The organism is Variovorax trehalosi, from assembly GCF_051216415.1.
Taxonomy (GTDB): Bacteria; Pseudomonadota; Gammaproteobacteria; order Burkholderiales; family Burkholderiaceae_C; genus Variovorax.
This window is the reverse complement of the sequence record NZ_JBPJZG010000001.1, coordinates 555,165-574,585: the sequence shown is the minus strand read 5'-3', so window position 1 is coordinate 574,585 and position 19,421 is coordinate 555,165. Positions and strand designations below refer to the sequence as shown.

General features: G+C 63.3%; 16 protein-coding genes. 8 read left to right on the top strand and 8 right to left on the bottom strand.

What is annotated here, in order from left to right; all coding sequences use genetic code 11:
- Positions 1-8: 8 nt before the first annotated feature.
- Entirely contained in the window at positions 9-455 is a 447-nt protein-coding gene (locus tag ACSFA7_RS02685) for a hypothetical protein (protein WP_435497943.1), read from the bottom strand.
- A gap of 74 nt (positions 456-529) precedes the next feature.
- Complete coding sequence (locus ACSFA7_RS02680; protein WP_435497942.1) at positions 530-904, bottom strand: cupin domain-containing protein; 375 nt, start codon at positions 902-904, stop codon at positions 530-532.
- A 289-nt stretch (positions 905-1,193) separates the two neighbouring features.
- On the opposite strand from ACSFA7_RS02680, the gene ACSFA7_RS02675 reads away from it, so the two are divergent.
- From ACSFA7_RS02675 to ACSFA7_RS02655, 5 genes are all read left to right on the top strand, one after another.
- Positions 1,194-1,658, top strand: coding sequence for a DUF6130 family protein (locus ACSFA7_RS02675; RefSeq protein WP_435497941.1), 465 nt, complete (start codon positions 1,194-1,196; stop codon positions 1,656-1,658).
- Between the two features lie 113 nt (positions 1,659-1,771).
- Entirely contained in the window at positions 1,772-2,146 is a 375-nt protein-coding gene (locus ACSFA7_RS02670) for a VOC family protein (RefSeq protein ID WP_435497940.1), read from the top strand.
- 61 nt (positions 2,147-2,207) lie between these two features.
- A complete protein-coding gene (locus ACSFA7_RS02665; RefSeq protein ID WP_435497939.1) occupies positions 2,208-2,507 on the top strand; it encodes a hypothetical protein in 300 nt (99 codons plus the stop codon).
- A gap of 12 nt (positions 2,508-2,519) precedes the next feature.
- Positions 2,520-3,026: a hypothetical protein gene (locus ACSFA7_RS02660; RefSeq protein ID WP_435497938.1), complete on the top strand. Its 507-nt coding sequence runs from the start codon at positions 2,520-2,522 to the stop codon at positions 3,024-3,026.
- A gap of 584 nt (positions 3,027-3,610) precedes the next feature.
- Positions 3,611-3,922, top strand: a complete 312-nt coding sequence (locus ACSFA7_RS02655) for a hypothetical protein (protein ID WP_435497937.1) — start codon at positions 3,611-3,613, stop codon at positions 3,920-3,922.
- A 45-nt stretch (positions 3,923-3,967) separates the two neighbouring features.
- Here ACSFA7_RS02655 and ACSFA7_RS02650 read toward each other — a convergent pair whose 3' ends face one another.
- From ACSFA7_RS02650 to ACSFA7_RS02640, 3 genes are all read right to left on the bottom strand, one after another.
- On the bottom strand, positions 3,968-4,630 hold the full coding sequence (locus ACSFA7_RS02650) for a tRNA-uridine aminocarboxypropyltransferase (protein ID WP_435497936.1): 663 nt from the start codon (positions 4,628-4,630) through the stop codon (positions 3,968-3,970).
- 292 nt (positions 4,631-4,922) lie between these two features.
- Complete coding sequence (locus tag ACSFA7_RS02645) at positions 4,923-6,584, bottom strand: tannase/feruloyl esterase family alpha/beta hydrolase (RefSeq protein ID WP_435497935.1); 1,662 nt, start codon at positions 6,582-6,584, stop codon at positions 4,923-4,925.
- A gap of 221 nt (positions 6,585-6,805) precedes the next feature.
- Complete coding sequence (locus ACSFA7_RS02640; protein ID WP_435497934.1) at positions 6,806-8,734, bottom strand: tannase/feruloyl esterase family alpha/beta hydrolase; 1,929 nt, start codon at positions 8,732-8,734, stop codon at positions 6,806-6,808.
- A 474-nt stretch (positions 8,735-9,208) separates the two neighbouring features.
- Here ACSFA7_RS02640 and ACSFA7_RS02635 point away from each other — a divergent pair, with 474 nt between their 5' ends.
- On the top strand, positions 9,209-9,406 hold the full coding sequence (locus tag ACSFA7_RS02635) for a hypothetical protein (RefSeq protein ID WP_435497933.1): 198 nt from the start codon (positions 9,209-9,211) through the stop codon (positions 9,404-9,406).
- 324 nt (positions 9,407-9,730) lie between these two features.
- The gene (gene gspD, locus ACSFA7_RS02630; protein WP_435497932.1) at positions 9,731-12,388 is read left to right on the top strand and encodes a type II secretion system secretin GspD; all 2,658 of its coding nucleotides are present in this window, start codon (positions 9,731-9,733) and stop codon (positions 12,386-12,388) included.
- 267 nt (positions 12,389-12,655) lie between these two features.
- Here the strand turns inward: gspD and ACSFA7_RS02625 are convergent, their stop codons facing one another.
- From ACSFA7_RS02625 to ACSFA7_RS02615, 3 genes are all read right to left on the bottom strand, one after another.
- Positions 12,656-15,055: a beta propeller repeat protein gene (locus ACSFA7_RS02625; protein WP_435497931.1), complete on the bottom strand. Its 2,400-nt coding sequence runs from the start codon at positions 15,053-15,055 to the stop codon at positions 12,656-12,658.
- 100 nt (positions 15,056-15,155) lie between these two features.
- Positions 15,156-17,495 carry a discoidin domain-containing protein gene (locus ACSFA7_RS02620; protein WP_435497930.1) on the bottom strand — a complete coding sequence of 780 codons (2,340 nt, stop codon included), beginning with the start codon at positions 17,493-17,495 and terminating at the stop codon, positions 15,156-15,158.
- Positions 17,496-18,035: 540 nt separating this feature from the next.
- Positions 18,036-19,016 carry a hypothetical protein gene (locus ACSFA7_RS02615; RefSeq protein ID WP_435497929.1) on the bottom strand — a complete coding sequence of 327 codons (981 nt, stop codon included), beginning with the start codon at positions 19,014-19,016 and terminating at the stop codon, positions 18,036-18,038.
- Between ACSFA7_RS02615 and ACSFA7_RS02610 the strand changes: the two genes are divergently transcribed.
- Entirely contained in the window at positions 19,015-19,416 is a 402-nt protein-coding gene (locus tag ACSFA7_RS02610; protein WP_435497928.1) for a hypothetical protein, read from the top strand. The two genes, ACSFA7_RS02615 and ACSFA7_RS02610, sit on opposite strands and share 2 nt — an antisense overlap.
- Positions 19,417-19,421: the final 5 nt, after the last annotated feature.

Genomic DNA, 19,421 nt, shown 5'->3' with positions numbered 1-19,421 from the left:
TTTTCAACTCAGCGAGGTGCCTCGGAAATCATCTTGTACTGCCCCGGCTTTCCCGCCTCGATCGTGACCTCCCTGTCATCGGATGAATAAGGGTTCGCAGCACGCAGCTGAACCCGCAGCCCGTTGAATGTCTTGCGTCGATCGTCCAGCCTGACGACCGCGAAGCCCGAGGACAACTCCTTCACCAGCATCCTTGCAGCCAGCCTTGGCTTGCCCCGTTCATCGAGAGCCAGCCATTCGAGCCAGAGCTTCGAGTGCACATGCTCGAAGCCCTGGTTGACGATGACCAGGCGAAGCGTGCCGCCTGCCTGAGCCGAAGTCCATTCGCCGCCAGTTGCCACGGTGGTCACCTGCGCAGGCACAGCGGGCCCATCCGTGCGGGCATGCACCACCATCGCGCTCGCGATCACCAGTGCGGCGACGAGCATCCGCGAAAACGACTTTATGGCATTCATCTTTCGCTCCAGGGTTGGGCCGATGCGGCCAACGGTTCAGGAGCGGATTGTCCTGGAGACAGGGAAACCAGGGCTCATTTGCTCACCACGAGCGGCTTCCCCTTCTCGACCAGATAGGTCGCGAGCTCCGCCGCATGGCCGCTGCCGACGTTCTTTGCCGAGTGGACCGCGCCCGCCGGAATGAACAGCGAGTCGCCGACCTTGAGCGTGATGGGCGGCTTGCCCTCAAACTGGTATTGCACCGTGCCTTCGAGCACATAGGCGATCTCCTCGCCCGGATGCGAGTGAAAGCCGAAGGCCGCGCCCTGCGCGAAATCGACGCGCACCTGGATGACCTCGCGGCCAGGATCGGCCAGGTCGTGCTTCAGCGATTGGGTGCGGCCGATGCCCGGAGGCTGCTGCGCAAGCGCGAGATGCGGGGCAAGAGTGCTGGCGGCGACCAGCAGCATTGCAGCCATTGTTCGGATCTTCGTCGTGTTCGTCATGGGAGTCTTTTGGAGTGAGGAGTGGATGACGAAGACGATTCTTGGGGCGATGCACCCCGCTCTCCGCGCACACCGTATGCCTGTGTATCCAGGCGCGCTTTCACGACAATAAATTTCACGGGTCGTCCGGATGAGAAACGTACTGTAGGTATCCGCAGCGCCGACACAGAGGCATACGTTCCGCGCCCTGATGGGGTAACGCACCGCCGAAGATTTCGGATGTTGTGCAACTCGAACCTCGTGAAGGAAACCCATGCGACTCCCTTTCAGACACCTTGCCCTCTTCACTGCCGGGGCAGTCTTCTGCGTCGCGGCCTCGGCGCAGGCGGCCAGCGACATCGGTCGCCCCGCGGCCGTCGTGCCGCTGCAATCGGAGGAGCCGGCCCCCAAGCTCATCGTCTATCCGGCGCTGGCTGCGCCCCTGGCACGCGGCGTCGTCATCGTGCAGTACCGCACCGAGAACGCGCGGATCATCCCGGTCTTCGGTCAGGCAGCCGTCGAGGTTTCGCCGCGCGTCGGCCACCTGCACGTGACCGTCGATGAGCGGCCCGGCACCTGGGCGCACACGAGCGGCGACCCGATCATCGTGATGGGCCTCGCGCCCGGCCCGCACACGATGCGCATCGAGCTTGCCGATTCGAACCACAAGATCCTTGTGAGCGAAACGGTGGCGGTGACCGTGCCAGCGCGGGGCACGCCCGGCGACCACGCGCATTGATCGATTGATCACTCTCTCGGCCTCTTCATGAGCGCGAGATTGCCTCTTGTTGCGGAAGGCGTCCGCACCTAGGATGCAGCCCATCCGCAACCATGAGCTTGCCAGGAGAGACCATGCAGCTTCACACCGCACGCATCTTTGTCCGGGACCTTGCCGGCGCCTCCCGCTTTTATGAGGAAGTCCTGGACCTGCCACTGAAGGCCGACGGTCGCGAACACGGCTTCTGTGTGTTTGACGCGGGACCGATGAGCCTGGTGGTCGAACGTGTCGAGGACGATGCTCCGGCGGAAGACCAGGTATTGGTGGGGCGCTTTACAGGGCTGTCTTTCGACGTGGCGGACATCCAGTCGAAGTACAAGGAACTGGCGTCGCTCGGCGTTGACTTCAGCGGGCTTCCCGAGCGGCAGCAATGGGGCGGTATTCTTGCGACGCTTCGCGATCCTGCGGGCAATGAGATTCAGCTTGTGGAGCAGCCTCGGGGTCGCTAGTGGTGGGTGGCCTTCTTGCTGTGGTGCCTTCGGTCAATTTGCAGACATTCAAAGGAGCTTCATGTTCAGCATGCTGACGGACTTCGTCGTCGGAATCTTCGAGTTCATCGTTGACGTAGTGCTCTTCAGAGGGCAGCGCCGCAAGCGCGGTCACAGCGACCGCGCATTCTCCGAAGACGCGCACGAGATCGCACGCTTTGACCTCATCACATTGACCTACATTGGTCTCGCATCGGTCGCGTTGATATTTTTTCTGAGCCTCATCGCTGGTATTCCGGTGGGCTGGAGCGTCGTGGTTGGTATCGCTGTGGGCGTGGTTTGGGGCGTCTGGCGATACATGCAGTTGGTCAATAGACCGTGAGTGCATGGGCGCATGACAGCCAAAGACCGGATGATGGACTTCGGCCATGAGCAGACCTTCGGCACATCAGCTTCGTTGCCTATGACTATTGGCGCTCTCCCAAGGTTCGTACGGCTGGCTGCAGTCGCATTTGGAGCACTGGCGCTGATGGCGCCAGCGTGGGCCGAAAGGACCTGTGCGTTGAAGAAGCCTCCTCGCGCTGCCGGTGTGAACGCCAGTCATGGAAACTATTTCTTCGTCTTCCCTAACAAGGTGAGTGCCGGATACACCGGCTGTCAAACGATGTGGAACGAGATGGGCGAGCGCGTCCTGGTGATTCGGTTTCAGCGCGGCTCCCCGCTCACATACGAAGAGCATGCTCGTCCGGGGAATGGGGCGACGTTGACATGTGACTTCCGGCGCGGCGCTGTGCGCGCAGGCGACTGCCCCGCCTATGAAGACTTGCGGGATGGTCTCCGAAGCATTCCGGCCGAACAAGAGCTTCAAGTGCGACCCAGCAACGACCCGCGAAAGTCGTGATGCTGTGTGGGCATCGAAGACAGAGTGCGGCCAGAACCTGACGTTCGACTGATTCGCCCAATTTCTCGGGTACCCCGTTTGCAGTCATCCAAGATGAAGACAATGCTTAGCTTCTCCAAGAGCGCGTTGGTAGCCCTCGTCGCGGTAGTCACTTCATCTGCATTTGCCATCCTCCCTCCGCCGCACGCAAGCAGCGAGGAGGTTCTTTGCCGTGCCACACTTGTCGCAATCGGCATCAGCAGCGACTTTCGTTTGGTACGGCCACAAGAAATCGCCGGAGCATGTCAGCCATTTGACCCAGATGCTACGAGTCTTGATCTCTGTACTTCGGTTGAGGCGACCGTAAAGATTGAGACGGTTATCTATTCCGAAGATCGCGCTCCTCCGACATCAATCCCGTCAACGGAGCCTCCCGACGCATCCTCCAGAAGTCCGGTTTCGCCCAGGATGCCCGTGCGGAGGCCGGGCAAGGTGAGCGATGGATTCTGGTTGGTCAGACAGTCGCGCCCGCTAACGCATGAGCCTCCGGCGTTCGGGAAAGGCAGAATGCGGCTACAACCAGACGTTTACACACGGGCCCCAGCATGACCACCGAGCCGCAGAGTTGGCCGTTCAACAGTCCACCCAACGTGGTTTGTTTCACGGTGCGGTCCATCGTTGATGGCGAAAAGCCCGTCCTTATGGCATCACGCGATGCAGACGATGGAGGATGGCAGTTCCTAACGGGGGATGCGTTCCACATGGCAGAAGCAATGCTGGTCACTTTGGAGAGCATGGTCGCGCGAGACCAGACGCTGCTTGAGCTTGCAGCAATGCAGCCAGGCTGGATGGCTTGGCGTGAGGCGCCCGATGCTCCTTGGAGCCGCCAGGCCGAAGCCCAGCAAACAGAAGAGTAAGGCAGCGGGCACAACGCGGCCAAAACCAGCCATTTAGCTGGTCACTTAAATGAACCCCGTAACCCTCGGTCGAGGGCAGGACTTGTCAGTTTTCGCGTTTCGCTGCCCGCCAGCCTGCTCCAAGTACTCTACAAACCCGTCGAAGGCATCCAACAAGGGCTGGAACCGCGCCGCACCGCCTTCCAGTTGGCACAAGGCGTAGCAGGTCGCCTCCAGCGTGGACAGTTGGTCGGGCCCATGGGCTTTGCGGATACGGTAGTGCGAAGGCGGCAGATTGTGCAGGGCCAAGCGGGGCAACTCTTGCAGTGGCGGGCTTTGGTAGAGCATCTTTCGGCTTTTGCGCCAGGTGCCGTCCAGCACAACCAGGCGCAGGCGCGACTGGGCTTGCGGCCACTCGGACGGTAGCGGGGGTGGGACCCGCAGGTCCCGGGCGGTATCTTGCAGACTGTCCGGGTACAGCAGCAGCGTGTGCTTGCCGTCCACCGGCCAGACCGGCACGGCAAATGCCTCACCCACCACCAAGCGGCAGTGCGCCAAGCTGAGATGCAGCAGGCGGGCACTGCCTTTCGCCTGGTGTACCTCCAGCGGGTGCTGCAGCACTAGTACCTCCACCGCGTTGGCCGTGGGCACGACCCAGCGGCAAATGCAGGCGCTGAGCGGGCGCAGGCAAGCGGTGCACTGGGGGCGAGGGACTACCGCGGCGGACATGGCTGGATTTTATTCAGCGTGCCTGGCTAGACACTCCGTGGAAGGAGATGTCTCTTAGCTTTGGCGCGACGACCGGCAGCTTTGGACAATGTCGGAAGACCGCAGTGGGCCCCTTCGCGGCAGCATCTCGACCGGCTACAGTCGGCCAGAAGCGGAAGTTCGTCACGACTCTCCAGTTTCGCCGCTTCGGTCATCGCTGCCGATCGACAACAGAGCCTAGCCGCAGTGGGCGGCTGTAGTTACACCCCTCGGAAGCCTGCGATTGACTTGATTGCGCCAGAAGCGTGTCGATTCACGGCAACGACGCAACGCAACGGTAGCTCTCCGCCTTCGTCACGTCGCCTGACACGTATGCCGGGTAGTTCGGGTAGCGGCACATGGGGCGCGTCGCCAGGGTGGTGAATGGGGCAGTGGGCGAGTTGCGTACCTGCACAAGTGCATCGGCTGGCGCGCTGCCACTCGTCGCCCAGTTGTCGAGCGTCGTGAGCAAATCGTGGTTGGTGGGAACTTCGGTGCCTGCCGTGAGGCTTGCTGCCGTACCGCCGTGATTCGACGCGGGCGACACGTAGAGGCGCACGAACTCGTCGACTACCGGCTGCGTCAGCTTGTCGACGACACTCTGGTAGTACTGGATGCCGGCCACCGGGCTCTGCGCCCAGTCACCCGCGTTCTCGCGGATGATGAGCTTGCCACCTCGCGCGTGGAAGTTTGCGAGATCGGGATTGGTCGAGTCCATCAGCGCCGACACCTCCTGGATGCGCGCCTGGAAGGTCGAGGCGTTCCACGTGCGGATGTCGAAGGCGGCGTTCTTCGCAATCACGTAGCGAGCGTAGCTGCTGCCGTAGATCACACCGCGGGCATCTGTCGCAGTGGGTGGCAGGTTAGGCGCTTTGCCCGTTGTCACCCAGCGTCCGATGCCTTCGCCACCGAGCTGGATCTCACCGCCGTACAGGCGGCCGGGGTAGGTAGTGAGCCCGTTGGCAAGAGGGAAAGGCATCACGGTCGGTCCGTACGATGCCTTGAGCACGAGCAGTTGCGCGTCGGAAAGGCAGGTGTCGCCCGTGTTGGCACCGTCAGGGCAGCGTAGCGTCTGCAGGTCGACGCGCGACGGGCAAGCCAGGTAGTTGCTCACCACGCCGTCCGCGCTGTTGTCGAGTGCGTCGCACGCCGTGTTCACGTAGTTGGCGAGCACGCGCACCTTGCTGGCGTTGATTGCGCCGCCGGAGAACTGTGGCAACTGGTAATTGATGAAGCCGTTGAAGAGTCCCGTCCAGTGGATCACCGGCACGACCGACACGATGCCATCGAAGTCCTGCGGGTAGCGCTGCGCCATCGTGAGGCCCTCGCGCCCGCCCTCAGACCCTCCGTAGAAGTACTGTTTGGACGGCGTGCGCAGGTAATACTGCTGCATCAGCGCGTGCGCGACGTCCTTGACCTTCTTGTATGACTGGTGCGCGAAATTCAGGAACATCTCGTCGTTCAACGCGAACTTGGCGGGGTCGGTCACTCCGTAAGTCGTGCCGTCGTGACCGGAGTCGGTGCCGAAGGTCGCGAAGCCCTGGGTGATCGGCTGCGCTTGGCCCGGCGCTGCGTCGCGAAGCGCGGCGACAGCGTCGATGAGCATGCCGTTGAACCCACCGCCGCCCACCATGACGGCCTTTCCGTTCCAGGCGGTCGGCAAGTTGAGTTGAAAGCGAATCGGATCAGCACCCGCCGTGAGGGACGCGATCAAACCCTGCACCTTGCAATATTCGGCGAAAGCAGGCGAAGTGGTGACCGCCGGTACGAGCACGGCCGATGAAACGGTTGCACTGCCGCTGGCCAGCCCGATCTGCCCCGCCGCGACCGTTTTAGCTGCCATGCCGGTGCAAGCCTGTGCGAGCGAGGACTTGTCCGGGACGGTCGGAATGACGACGTTGCTGCCGCCGCCACCGCATGCGGCAAGCAGCGTCAAGCAGGCGACAAGGCTACCTACGCCGACCCAATGGCTTGAATGCTTTTCTCGCGCCATACGTATCTCCGATTTAAGCTTTATGGGGGCGTTGCAGCATCTCGGCATCAAACACACCCAAGGATCAAAGACACGGAGCGTGTTCCTCTCTCGCGGACGTGCACGGCCTGCTGCCAACATGACCTTCGCTCAGCGCGCACCACACGCTTCGACCTTTGCCGCAGTTACGAGCAGGCGTAGCTTGCCGCTGACCCGATGTCGCCACTGGTGTAGGTGATTTTCTTCGGGTACACGCAGATGGGACGAGTTTTCGCTGGGGCACCGCCAAGGGTCTGCAGGGTCAGGGCATCCGGAGCGATGCCTTTTTCCACCCACGCCGTCAGCGCATCGTAGAACTGGGTCGGCGCGAAGTAGGGAACTTCCGCTGTCGGGTTGGACGTTCCGTTTGGATTGCCATGGCCGGCACCTGGCACCAGATAGAGTCGATAGAAGCCTTGGACATCGCTCAACCCGCCGTTCTTGGCGACCACGCTGTTGTAGTAGTTGACCGTCCCCTGCGCCATGATGAGCTCGTCGGCCAAACCGTGCCAGGTCAGCATCTTGCCGCCGCGATTCTTGAACGCGGAGAGGTCCGGGTTGTCCGTGTTGATGTTTCCGAACTGCGGCTGCAGCGTCACGCCGCGGTCATAGGCATTGCTCAACTGTGCGTAGCTCAGCTGCTTCCAGAGCGATTGACCGTTGCCGGTTGCATTCACGAACGAAGGGTCGCCGATGGTCGAGTTCTGCAACTCGAGCGCCACCTGATCGGACGCAATGGGGAATGCACCGTTCGGGCTGGTCAGGCCGTTCAAGCCAAAGGGAGCGAACATCGCGCCATACAGCGAAGTCCCGCGGCTGAGCCCATACCAGCGCTGGTTTGCGGAACCGAGCAGCGTGGAGGACGACGCCGCGGACCAGCCGTTGTCGGTCGCCGGCGATGGCGCCGAGCCGTCGGCGGTCATGCCGTACCAGACCTTGTTGATGGCCGTGGCTTGTGCTTTCGTGACGCACGCGCTCGTGCCGTTCGTCCCACCGTCGGATGCGCAGAGAACCGTGAGATCAGTCGTCGGGTCGTACATACAAGACGCGGGGTCGAGCACGTAGCCCAGGTGCTGGCCGGCCACCACATCGCATGCGGCAACAGCGGCGTTGGAAACCAGATCCTGCTGGGCCCGCGTCGGTGCAACACCACCCAGGTCGCGCTGGAAGACGATCTGCGGATACAGCTCCGCGGTGATGAACCTCGTCCAGTTGATGGCGGGAAAGTTGGCGATGATGCCGTCGAAGTCGGTGGGGTTGTTCTGCGCCAGGTTCAGGCCCTGGCGTCCACCCGTCGAGCCCCCGTCCCAGTAGGCGTACCTGGCCGGCGTTCCGTAGTAGGCCGCTGCCAGCGCTTTCGTCTTGACGGCCTGTTCATGAATGCCTCTGCTGGCGAAGTCGGTCCACAACGTCTTGTTGATGGTGCCATCCGGATTCATTGCAAACGACCCGCCCGCGAGCGAAGGATGGCCGGTATCCGTGGTCGACGAGACGGCGCCCTCGTTGCCCGCCACGTCGGCCGCGTCACTGCTAGCAATCGCTGCCGAGCTGCCGGCGACACCCCCTTGCCAACCGCCGCCCCCCAACGCATGAATGCGCGAATTCCAGGCTGCTTTCGATGGCAGCCAGATCTCGATGCCGATGCCGGGCGACGTTGAAGGGGCGCGTTCGGGTCCAGGGTTTCCAGGCCCCACATTGAGCTTGACCATGCAGACGTCATTGGCAGCCACCGGCGTTGCCGCCGTCGCCGCGCCACTCAAGACGAGGGCGTCTCCCTTCTTGAATGACTTGACCGCAACAACACTGGTGCTGGCGTCAGGCTTGAAATTGGCCTTGAGCGTGTCATCACATGTCAGCGCCGCAGGGCCTGAGGGGGGCGGCACCGTGGCGACAGGGGGATTGCCGAATCCGATGAAAGGCAGTGTGTTGTTGTTGCTGCCGCCGCCGCACCCACTGGCGAGAACGGCTGCAACGATCGCGGAAGCTGCCAAAGGCTGATGAGTTTTCATATGTCTCCTCAAGTTATGGGCAGCTGCAAGAAAGTGCATTTCTTTGCCCAACTTCGAATGCAGCATGAAATATTAGGCATCCTCCAAAAATTTCGCTTGTACGGGTTATCCCACCGCTAGGGAATACGCCGTGCAGTGGTTGTGAGCGAATTGACCCACCAAAGCAGCCCAGATCCGGCTTTTTCGCAGCGATCATTCGGAAATATAATGCACATTGCTGCCGAAGCCCTCACTGTGGCTGGGCGAAGACAAGCCCTCCACTCTCGACGTCGGGTTGGAAGCGGCGTGCCAGCGCTGGTGATCTCCGTGGGGCCGTTGCAGAGGCTGGGTCATCCACTCGCCCCCGCAAGCGGGCGTCGGAATACCGCGAACGGCGAGCCAGTTCCCCGCCGTCTCGCCGCGTCCCGAACCGGAACGCGAGGGGCTTTATTGCGCCGGATGCATCAATAGGACCACAAACATTGCAATTCCCCGAACGCGGCCTGCGCCGCAGACTCGCTCCCATGAGTGCCGCTTGGTGCAGCCGCAAAGGAGACACCAGTGGACGCACAGAGAGAACAGCCGCAATCGTGGATCGGACGCGGCGAGACGATCGAAGACACCGTCGACCCCACGCCCGCCGTCGCGCTGACGGTGATGCTGGACCATCCGGCGGCGCCGGTCGTTGCCAGCACCGTCACGCATTCTGAAGTCAGACATTTCAGAGCGCCTGGTACTGGCACCCGGCGCCCCTGGTGATTACTTCGAAAAACGAGCGTCTGAATTCCATTTTTTATGCCAATGGAAGGTACACGTTTCAGTAAACAATCAGCGCGCAAGGTTACCGAATGACACATGGGGTCCGCATCGCTCGCAAGAACCGAATCTCTTGCAAGCGATGCCGGGCGGTGGATGCGATTGCGACCCTCGAGGGTCGGCGAAACAGCAACGGCGTGTGATCGACATCGAAATTCAAACCGCCGTTGGCGTCGTACCCATGTTCCCTTTTCCCCGGCGGCTGCTGCGTGCCGCAATGACTCCCCTTGGTGCTCGGCCATTCGATTTGAGACGAACCGCCCGCAAGTGAAAGATCTCGGCGCAAGGGGCGCTCTCCGGTTCCGATTCCTCCTTCGGGCCGCGTGCCTGGGCCTGCTCGTGGCCGGGGCGGTCGACACCGCCTGCGCGCAGAACGCGATCAAGGCGGTCGCAAGCGCCTTGCAACAGGGTGTGGAGGTGATTCAGATCGACCTGGCACGACCGCTCGCCGCCGCGCCCAACAGTTTTTCGGTCGCGAGCCCCGCGCGCATCGCACTGGACTTCCCCGGCGCCACCAACGATGTCGGGCGCGCAGCCATCGAAGTGAATCAACCCAACCTGCGCTCGATCAATGTGGTGCAGGCCGGCGAGCGCAGCCGGGTGGTGTTGAATCTCCGGCAGCCGGTGCCGTACACGGCGGAGCTGCAAGGCAATTCGGTGCGGGTCACGCTGCAGGCGGTTGCCGTTGCCGTTGCCGTTGCCGTTGCCGAGCCGCGGACGGTGGAGACGCCCGCGCCGGGCGATGCCGCGCCAGCGCCCGTTGTTCGCAGCAGTCCGATCACGCTCAATTTCATCAACGCCGACATCGAGGCCGTGGCGCGTACCATGGCGGTGGTCACCGGGCGCAATGTGGTGGTCGATCCGCGCGCGAAGGGCACGATGGACCTCGTGACCGACCGCGCCGTGCAGCCGGCCGCGGCCTTCAACCAGTTCGCCGCGGCGCTGCGCCTGCAGGGCTTTGCGGTGGTGGAGGCCGACGGCCTCTACAAGGTGGTGCTCGAAGCCAACGCCAAGCTGCAGAGCGTCGCGGTGAACACCTCCATCGGCGCCGTGCCATCGACGGCCAGCAACCAGGTCGTCACCCAGATCTTCAGGCTCAACCACGAGTCGCCCAACGCCCTGCTGCCGGTGCTGCGCCCGCTGATTCCGCCGAACAACCCCATCAACGTGAACCCGAGCAACAACTCGCTCGTGATCACCGACTACGCCGACAACATGCGCCGGCTCGCGCGCATCATCGCGGCGCTCGATGTGCCGAATGCATCCGATGTCGAGGTCATCCAGCTGAAGCATTCGATCGCCACCGACCTGATTCCGTTGGTGCAGCGGCTCATCGATGGCGGTGCGTCGGGCGCACCGAGCGTCAGCGAAGCGCCGGGTGGTGCCGATGCATCGTTTCGCACCACGCTGCTGGCCGACGCGCGCAGCAACTCGGTGCTCATGCGCGCGGCCAATCCGGCGCGCGCGCAGCTCGTGCGCACGCTGATCGAGAAGCTCGACCGCCCGCCTGCGGAAAGCAGCAACGGCGCGGCCGGCAACATCTACGTGGTCTACCTGAGGAACGCCGATGCAGTGCGCCTGGCGGCCACGCTGCGCGCGGCGATGGCGGCGAACCGGCCATCGGGCGCCACGGGTGCGACCGACGGCAGCAACAGTGCCGTACCACAGCAGGCCACGCAGAACGGCATGGGCGGACAAGGCGGCTCGCCGGCGGCCAACGCCCCGCTCAACAACGCCAACCAGGCATCGACCGGCGGACAGGTCCAGGCCGACCCATCGACCAATTCGCTGATCATCACCGCGCCCGAGCCGCAGTACCGCCAGATGCGCGCAGTGATCGACAAGCTCGATGGCCGCCGCGCGCAGGTGATGATCGAGGCGCTGATCGTCGAGGTGAGCGCCAACAAGGCCGCGAACTTCGGTGTGCAATGGCAGAGCGCGCTGGGCAACAACGCGGTCATCGGCACCAACTCCAGCCTCAACAGGAACAACATCCTGACACTGACGCAGGCGCTGGCCACCCGCAATGCCGCAGGCGTGGCCTCCTCGATCCAGCCCGGGCTGAACCTGGGCATCACCGGCAAGATCGGCGGCCAGTACATCCTGGGCGCGATCGCGAACTTCTTCAACAGCGATGGCGATGCCAACGTGCTCTCCACGCCCAACCTGCTGACGCTAGACAACGAAGAGGCCAGGATCATCATCGGCCAGAACGTGCCCTTCCCCACCGGCTCGTATGCCAGCACCTCGGGCTCGGTGGGCGTCAACCCGTTCACCACCGTGGAGCGCAAGGACGTGGGCCTGACCTTGCGCGTGCGCCCCACCATCAACGAGAACGGCACGGTGCGCATGACGATCTTCCAGGAGACCTCTACGGTCGACCAGAACTCGCTGACCAACGTGAACGGCCCGACCACCAACAAGCGCTCGATCGAGTCGAGCGTGCTGGTGGAGGACGGCGGCCTGGTGATGCTGGGCGGGCTGCTGTCGGACACCTACAACAACAACATCGAGAAAGTGCCGCTGGCCGGCGACATCCCGGTGGTGGGCAACCTGTTCAAGAACGAGAACCGCACGCGCAACAAGAGCAACCTCATGATGTTCCTGCGCCCCGCGGTGATGCGCGACGGCGCTTCGACCGAGGCCTTCGCCTACGACCGCTACGACGAGATCCGCGGCCAGCAGCTGCAGACGCAGCCCAGCACCGACAACATCATGCTGCGCGGGGTGAACGCCGCGCCGGTGCTGCCGGATACGACGCTGCAGCGCTCGAACAACCGGGGTGCGGGCAGCACCCGCATGGAGGGCACGCAGCTGATTCCGCCGCCGCAACCGCTGGTGGATACGCGCAAGCTGGCGCCCAGCCCGCTCCGTGGGGCGCTACCGCCGACGGCCGATCCGGTCAGCGCGAGGGAGCTTCCGTAGGGCAGCAAGCGGAGGTGTTCAGCGCCATCAAAGGCCGGTCAAGGTCGCCAATGGGAAAGCTGGCAAGAGGAAGCCGTCGAGCGCTGCATCGGTACGTGAAGCACCCTGCACGGTCTTGCGCTTCTTGGCAACGCCCGTGGACCTCGGTACCCCACGGTTCCGGCACGTGCCACGGCGCGCACGAAGCCGCGGCGTGCCGGCGCATCGGGCAAGGAGCCCATCGCAGTTGTCTTGCGCATGAGCGATGCGAGGATGAAGCGACGGGGTTCAGTTGCTGTACAACGCGCCGCGGCCGGTGCCGCTCACGTAGATTCGGCCATAGATGTTCTGGTCGGCCGCCATCACGCCGATGCCGCCGAATTGGTGAGCGTCGTCGTTGAAGCGAGTCCAGGTGACGCCGGCGTCATCGGAGCGGTACACGCCCCACACGCCGTTCACCACGCCCACCACATAGACTGAGGCCGAGTACGCCCCACCAGGCGCTGCCTTGCCCAAGGCCACCAAGGTGGCGCCCTGGACGTCGGGCCACGGGTTGCTGCCCATGATCGACGCAAACTGGCTCAGCTTCGTCCAGGTCGCTCCTGAATCCACCGAGTGGTACACGGCGTTGCCGTCGGCCAGCCAGAGCTCGCCTTCGACGTTGGGGTTGACCGCCAGCGAGGTGTTCCCGAAGTAGCTGGGGGCCATCCCTGCGGTCACCGAGCCCTGGCTCAGCGTGAACGTGTGGCCGCCATCCGTCGACACGTAGACCTTGCCCGGCGTGCCCCACCAGTGGCCGCCGGAATCGTAGGCATAGACCTTGTTCGGGTTCTTGCGATCTGCGACCAGATGGTAGGCGCGGGGGAAGATGGTGTTGATCGCGGGCAGATTGGTCGGCACCCAGGTGGCGCCGTTGTCCGTGGTGTAGGACGGCACCGAATAGCCGGGCGCCCAGACCGCCCTGTTGCGCGCGGTGATGGCGATGCTCGCTTCCCCACCCTTGTTTTCCGCGACGCCCGGCGGGTAGGTGGCGAACTTCGCCCAGATCTTGCCGCCGTCGCCGGACCAGACGCCGTAGCCGGTGCTGTTGCCCAGGACGACACCGATGGTGGCCATGTATTGCGGATCGGACCACGCCATGTCGGCGGCGAAGCCGTTGCTCCAGCTGGTGGCCGGCGTCAGGGTCGGCTTGGTCGCGAGCTTGGTGTGTACCCAGGTGCCGATGTCGCCCGTACTGTTGATCACGGTGTACGTGGCGCCGGCCGGCGGCGTGGCCAGGCCCAGGACGGCAGTCTCCTCGATGCCGTCGTTCAGCTCGTTCCAGCTCGGCGTGGCCGAGGAAGCGTCGCGCGTTTCCCAGACCCCGCCGCCATGGCCGTACAGGATGTGATCCCGGTCGGCAGGATCGATCTCCATGTCGTCGGGCCATCCCCAGAAGGGTGCGTCGGCCGGCGTATGCGGCATGGTGGCCGCGATCTCGCGCCAGTTGCGGCCGGCATCGTCGGACAGCTGGATGATTTGCTGGCCGCTGAAGTTGCCCCAGGTGTTGGTCACACCCAGCGCAATTCGCGTGGTCGAGCCGGTGCCGGAGACGGACACGCCGCCGTAGCCGGCGGAGTCGTTGCTGCCGAGCAAGGTCCAGTTGCTGCCGTCGAACTTGTAGAGACGGGCGGGACCGCCGGCGCCTGGTCCGGTCTCTTTGGTGAACACGACATAGAACATGCCGTCCGCGGCGCGCACCATGTGCGGGATGTGATAGCCGGAGATCGGGACCGGGACCGGGGTCCACGAGGCGCCGCCGTTGCTGGACTTGTACAGGTTCGAGGCCAGGCCTGCTGTCTGGACATAGTCCGGGGCGACGGGCGCGTAGATCGTCTGCGTGGCCGAGCCGCTGCCTTTGGTGCCGGTGTCGTAGACGACCGTCTCGACGCCCATCGCGCTGTTCATGCCCAAGGCATTGACTTGGTCCTGGGTCAACTTGGCGGACGACAGCGACGTGACCTGCGCCCAGGTCAAGCCCGAGTCGATGCTCTTCCATAGGCCGGCCGTGCGCGTGCCGTAGAACAGCGTCGAAGGCTTGTTGGGGTCGACCATCAGGCGTTCGCCGATGGCCCGGCCAGGGTTGTTGCCACCCAGGGGAAAAGGCAGGGCGACGTAGGTCCACTGGTCACCGCGGTTGCTGGAGATGTACAGGCGGCCGTTGCCTTCGGACGTGTACATGCCGGCGGCCATGTAGACGAGCTGGTCGTTGTTCGGATCGACGGCGATGCTTTCGATGCCATGGAAACGGGCCTCGCCTCCACCGAAGCCCAGGCCGTCGGTAATGGGCACCCAGGACGCCACGGCCTGATTCCAGCGGTAGGCGCCGCCGACGTCGGTGCGTGCGTACAGCAGATTGGCGGTCGTCGGGTGGAAGACGAGGCCGCTGACGTAGCCGCCACCGCCGAACTTCAAACTCTTCCAGGTGGTGCCCTGGGCGGGTGCGGGTTCAAGTGCAGGTGCAGGTGCAGGTGCGGTTGCAGGTGCAGTCGCGGGTGTGCCTGCAATGAGTGCTTCTGTCGAAGTGCCCGACGACCCACCGCTACAAGCCGCGAGCCATGTGCTCAGCAGGCCGATCGCGATGAGCCGCGCGCGATTCGAGTTGCGAGAGATCGTCGATGGAATCGGTGACGATCGGTCGAGAGACACCTCACTCATCCTTCTTGATATTTGTGACATTTTTTGGCTTATTTCTTGGAGCTGGAAGATAGGTGCCATGGGCGTGCCCGTCCATCGCGCATCGGATTCACTACGGCTTGGAAACGAACAGCCCGAATTCGGAAATAGCCGTGGAGGTGGGATCGCCGTTGTTGGCTGTGATGTTCAGCCGGTAGTAGCGATAGGAGCCCGGACTCGCGACCGCGTAGCTCTTCAACTCGGCGCGTTTCTGGTTGCTTTGCGTGTCGAGCGTGGTCCAGTTGGCGCCGTCGTTGGAGCCCTGGAACTGCCAGTCCTTCGGATCGCGCGCCATGAGATTGCCGTCGAAGGTGCTGGTGACCGAATAGCGCTGGACGCGCTCCGTGTGGCCAAGGTCATACTGCAGCCAGCCGGTTATGCCAGCGTAGACCCATTGCGACCACGCGTTCTTGTCGAAGGCGCGTCTGGCGTTGGTCGCGTTGCCTGCGCTGTCGTTTGCGGTCCCACCGGTGGTGACATTCACCATCGAACGAACCGGTGTGGCGCTGTCCGCAGGAGAACTACCACTCGCTCCTGCGGAGTTGCTCGCCGTGACGGTGTAGTAGTAGGTGGTGCCATTGGTCACGGACGTGTCCGTATAGCTGCTGCCCGTGACGCCCGACGCGATGGCCTCGTAGGGCCCGCCGTTGAATTCGGAGCGGTTGACCGTGTAGCCTGTGGCCCCGAAGGACGCCTGCCAGCGCAGCGGGACGGCGCCATCGCCCGGCGAGGCCAGCAGCATGGCGGGCGCCGCGGGGATGACGCGCGGCGCACCACCGTCGCCGCCGGTGATCTGGACATTGCTGAAGACGCTGTTGTTCAGTTGGCTGGTGACCGACGTGACCACCAATCCAACATAGACCGTATCGGGAACGGGGGCGTCGATGCGGCCGACATCGGTGGCGGCCCAATTGGTGCCATCGGGAGAAACGTAGCCGGTGATGATGTTCCCGATGCGCTCGAGCTTCACCCAGTAAGTGGGCCCGGAGCTCGCAACCTTGTTTGCGTAGTTCGCGCTGCCATACACCGCCAGTTTCGTCATGTTCTGTAAGGCTTCACCTTTGTAGTTGATCGCCATCCAGGCGCGCGGAGCGCCTGGATCCAGGCTTGTGCGCATCATCACGCCCGCCATTGCGGACGGGTGGGTGTTCTGGAGCGACTCGACTTTCGCGATGATGGCGCTGTTGCCGGTGAGGGCCTTGTAGGCGAAGTGGGAACTGTCAAGTGCGTCCCAGATACCCCAGCCTGCCCCCGCCACTCTCCATTTGCCGGCGGCATATGTGGCCGAGCCGGCCGGGCTGGCGCCCCCGATGTCGGCATTGCTGAATCCCGAGGTGATCGAGGCGGTCGAAGGAATGGGCAGCGCCGGCGGCGGCGTCGCCTTCGACGTGTCGGCGTCCTTGAGGAACATGAAACTGCTGCCGTCTACCCCCACCCAGAGGAGTCTCTGCGCGATGAATGGCGCCTGGAGACCCTTGCGCAGGACGTAGGCACCATAGAGTTGGGTCAGCGCCACGCCTCCACCATTGGCGCCCTGCCAGCCGTGCCCGGTGACGTCGGTGAGGTAGTAGCGATCGGTGGTGCCAAAAGGAAGCGCTGGCGTGGGCACGAGATCGTTCACCCTCGCGAAATACTCGCCCGCCGCCAGCAGGCGGTTGTCGAAATCGGAATAGATGTCGATGCCTTGGCTCCAGAGCGCCTCGGCGAGCATGGTCAGTGACTTGAGCTGCCCGTAGGCATGCCCCTGGTCGCGCAGCGAGTCGCCGAGCATGCCGATGTCGTTGGAATTTCGCAGCCCGATGTGGGCCAGCGTGCGGGCCTGGTAGACGACCTTGTCCAATGTCTCGATGTCGTCGGTGTAGATCGCCATCAGCCCAAGCGCGGTGAGGGACAGTGCGCCCTTGTTGGCGGCGCCGAACGAGCTTTCGCCATAGGGGTTGGCTGCCGGCATCAGCACGTCCTTGAAGTACTTCTGGACGGTCGCCGTGTCGTCCTCTTTCCAGCCCGGCCATGTGCCGCGCAGGATTTCCGCGCCGCCCACGAACGCGGCGGCGTAGTCGCCCAGTTCGAGCATCGACTCGCGACCCGAGAACTCGGTCTGGGTGGTGGCCCACCCCAGCAGCAGCTTGCGCGCATTCTCCGCGTATCGCTCGTCCTGCGTGAAGTACCACATCCGCGACAGATTCCCGATCGCAACCATGTCGTTGCGCCAGGCCCCGAGGTTCTCGTCAGGGGCGCGGCTCACTTTCGCGAACGGGCCATACCCTCCGTAGCTGAGCCTGGACATGGGACTGCCCGCCAGTTGGTCGTAGCCGGACTTCCACGGCTCCTTGCCCTGATCGACTTTTGCCTTGAGCGTCGTGAGATCCGAGAGGGTGAGCCCAGCACCTGGATGCTTGATGACGCGGGCCACCGGGGTGTTGTCTCCCGGGGCGGCGGGGATTTCGGGGGTGACTCCCGGGGCGGCGGGAGTCTCCGGTGCGCCTCCCGCGACAGCGGGGACCTCCGGGGCGCCCCCCGCGACAGCAGGGCCCCTGGCGTCCGCCTGGAAACTTCCCGAATCTCCACCCCCGCAACCCGGGAGCACGACTGCGCTCAACACGAGCAACACAGCAGCAAATTTGGTTTTATCAAACATGGGAACCTTCTTGGTCAATACGCGGAAAGTCGCGGAGCTCGTACGGCACTGCAAGCTTTCCTCGAGGCGTTGATTTCATTGATAGGCCCGCGAGCCGCCTTGAAGGCTTTTCGGCTCGAGGTCTGTTGGAAGCGATGAACGTCAACTGGCGCGAAGCAAGTGAACTGGAACTCAGCGATGGCGAGTTCAAGCGCCGGATGTCAGGCCGACGCCAGGGTGGCTATGCGACAGCACGCAGGGACACGCTATTTGAGCGGTGTGCCCCCTGCATTTCGATAGGCGGCCGTCTTCTTGTACAGGTTGCCGCCGTCGGTTTCAGCCGTGGTCGACAGGTCCGATCCTTGGCCGAACATCAGAGCACCGACATGGGCGCTCGCGACCTGGTCCATGTGCGAGAACAGCCAGTCCACCTTCGTCCTGGTAGTGGTAGTCGGTGTTGTTCTGTGCCATGTTGCCGATCGGGATCTGCCAGACCACGATCGGGTGGCCGACCGCCTCGGACATCTGCTTCCAATAGGCGAGTTGCGCGGCCCACTTCTCGTCGCTCCAGAATGAGTTGCCATTCCCCAGCTTGGCGTTGAGTCCGGCGTCCGTGGATTCAACCTCCCCGACGAGGAAGTCGGCTCCTTTTCCTCCGAGGTTCACGTAATCTCTGGCGCATTTATCCACGTTGCCCGGCCAATCCCAGCAGGTGAGGTGCAGGCCGACGGCCGTGTTGGGAGCGTACTTGCGGGTCATTGCGATCAGGCAGTGAGCCAGACCCGCCACAGTGTTCGCCTGGTCTGCGCAGTCGGTCGGATTCGCAGCCGTCACCTGCGCCGGGACCTGGGTCACATCGCCATATCCGCGCGCGAAACCAAAAAAGTCGGGTTCGAGATCGATCATGTCGTGCGAGGTGCCGATCTTCTGGAGGAAGAAACGGTAGTCGTTCAGGTATCTGGTGAGGAGGTCGACCTTGTTGACCGACTCAACTTCCTCCTGCCACGGAGTAGGAACACCGGGCTTACCGGGCACGAGGAGGCCGAGTTCAAACCATGTCCACATCACTGTCTGCGGATGCGATTTACCCAAGTAGGTGGCCTGCGCAGCGCGGGCTTCGACGTTGGGGATGAGCCCCCCGATGCTGCCGCCCGCGCATCCCCACCAGTTCGTCCCATCCGGGCAGGACGTCGCCGTGTACAGGTCGCTCGACGGTGCCGGCGGACTGACGACGTATTGGTACTGAGCGTCGAATGGTGCGGCAACCGAAAGAGCATCAGTCGACATTCTTCCGATCAACACCGTGCTCTTGCCCATGAAAGTGACACCTGCACCTCCAGGTGCAGGTGCAGGTGCGGGCGCGGTTGCAGGTGCAGGTGCAGGTGCAGCTGCAGGTGCAGGTGCAGGTGCGGTTGCAGGTGCGCCTGCAAAGAGCGCTACTGCCGAAGTGCCTGACGAACCACCGCCACAAGCCGCGACCCATGTGGTCAGCAGGCCGATCGCAATGAGCCGCGCGCGACTCCAGTTCCAGGAGATCGCCGATGAAACTGTTGACGATCTGTCAATGGATACCTCACTCATCATTTTTGAAATCTGTGACATTTTTGGCATTTTGTGTGCAATTGTTAATGCACAGCAAAAACCGAACCACTCAAATCGTCGCCGCGCGGCCGTGAAAAAACGACAAGATGCGTCGCCCGGATCGATGCTCCGGTAATCGCG

What these genes read in the sequence shown, in the direction of transcription:
- ACSFA7_RS02670 (WP_435497940.1), top strand. Translation starts at nt 1,772, where the DNA reads ATGCAGCTTCACACCGCACGCATCTTTGTCCGGGACCTTGCCGGCGCC.
- ACSFA7_RS02675 (WP_435497941.1), top strand. Translation starts at nt 1,194, where the DNA reads ATGCGACTCCCTTTCAGACACCTTGCCCTCTTCACTGCCGGGGCAGTC.
- ACSFA7_RS02640 (WP_435497934.1), bottom strand. Translation starts at nt 8,734, where the DNA reads ATGCTGCATTCGAAGTTGGGCAAAGAAATGCACTTTCTTGCAGCTGCC.
- ACSFA7_RS02665 (WP_435497939.1), top strand. Translation starts at nt 2,208, where the DNA reads ATGTTCAGCATGCTGACGGACTTCGTCGTCGGAATCTTCGAGTTCATC.
- ACSFA7_RS02660 (WP_435497938.1), top strand. Translation starts at nt 2,520, where the DNA reads ATGACAGCCAAAGACCGGATGATGGACTTCGGCCATGAGCAGACCTTC.
- ACSFA7_RS02615 (WP_435497929.1), bottom strand. Translation starts at nt 19,016, where the DNA reads ATGGGCAAGAGCACGGTGTTGATCGGAAGAATGTCGACTGATGCTCTT.
- ACSFA7_RS02655 (WP_435497937.1), top strand. Translation starts at nt 3,611, where the DNA reads ATGACCACCGAGCCGCAGAGTTGGCCGTTCAACAGTCCACCCAACGTG.
- ACSFA7_RS02685 (WP_435497943.1), bottom strand. Translation starts at nt 455, where the DNA reads ATGAATGCCATAAAGTCGTTTTCGCGGATGCTCGTCGCCGCACTGGTG.
- ACSFA7_RS02650 (WP_435497936.1), bottom strand. Translation starts at nt 4,630, where the DNA reads ATGTCCGCCGCGGTAGTCCCTCGCCCCCAGTGCACCGCTTGCCTGCGC.
- ACSFA7_RS02680 (WP_435497942.1), bottom strand. Translation starts at nt 904, where the DNA reads ATGCTGCTGGTCGCCGCCAGCACTCTTGCCCCGCATCTCGCGCTTGCG.
- ACSFA7_RS02610 (WP_435497928.1), top strand. Translation starts at nt 19,015, where the DNA reads ATGAAAGTGACACCTGCACCTCCAGGTGCAGGTGCAGGTGCGGGCGCG.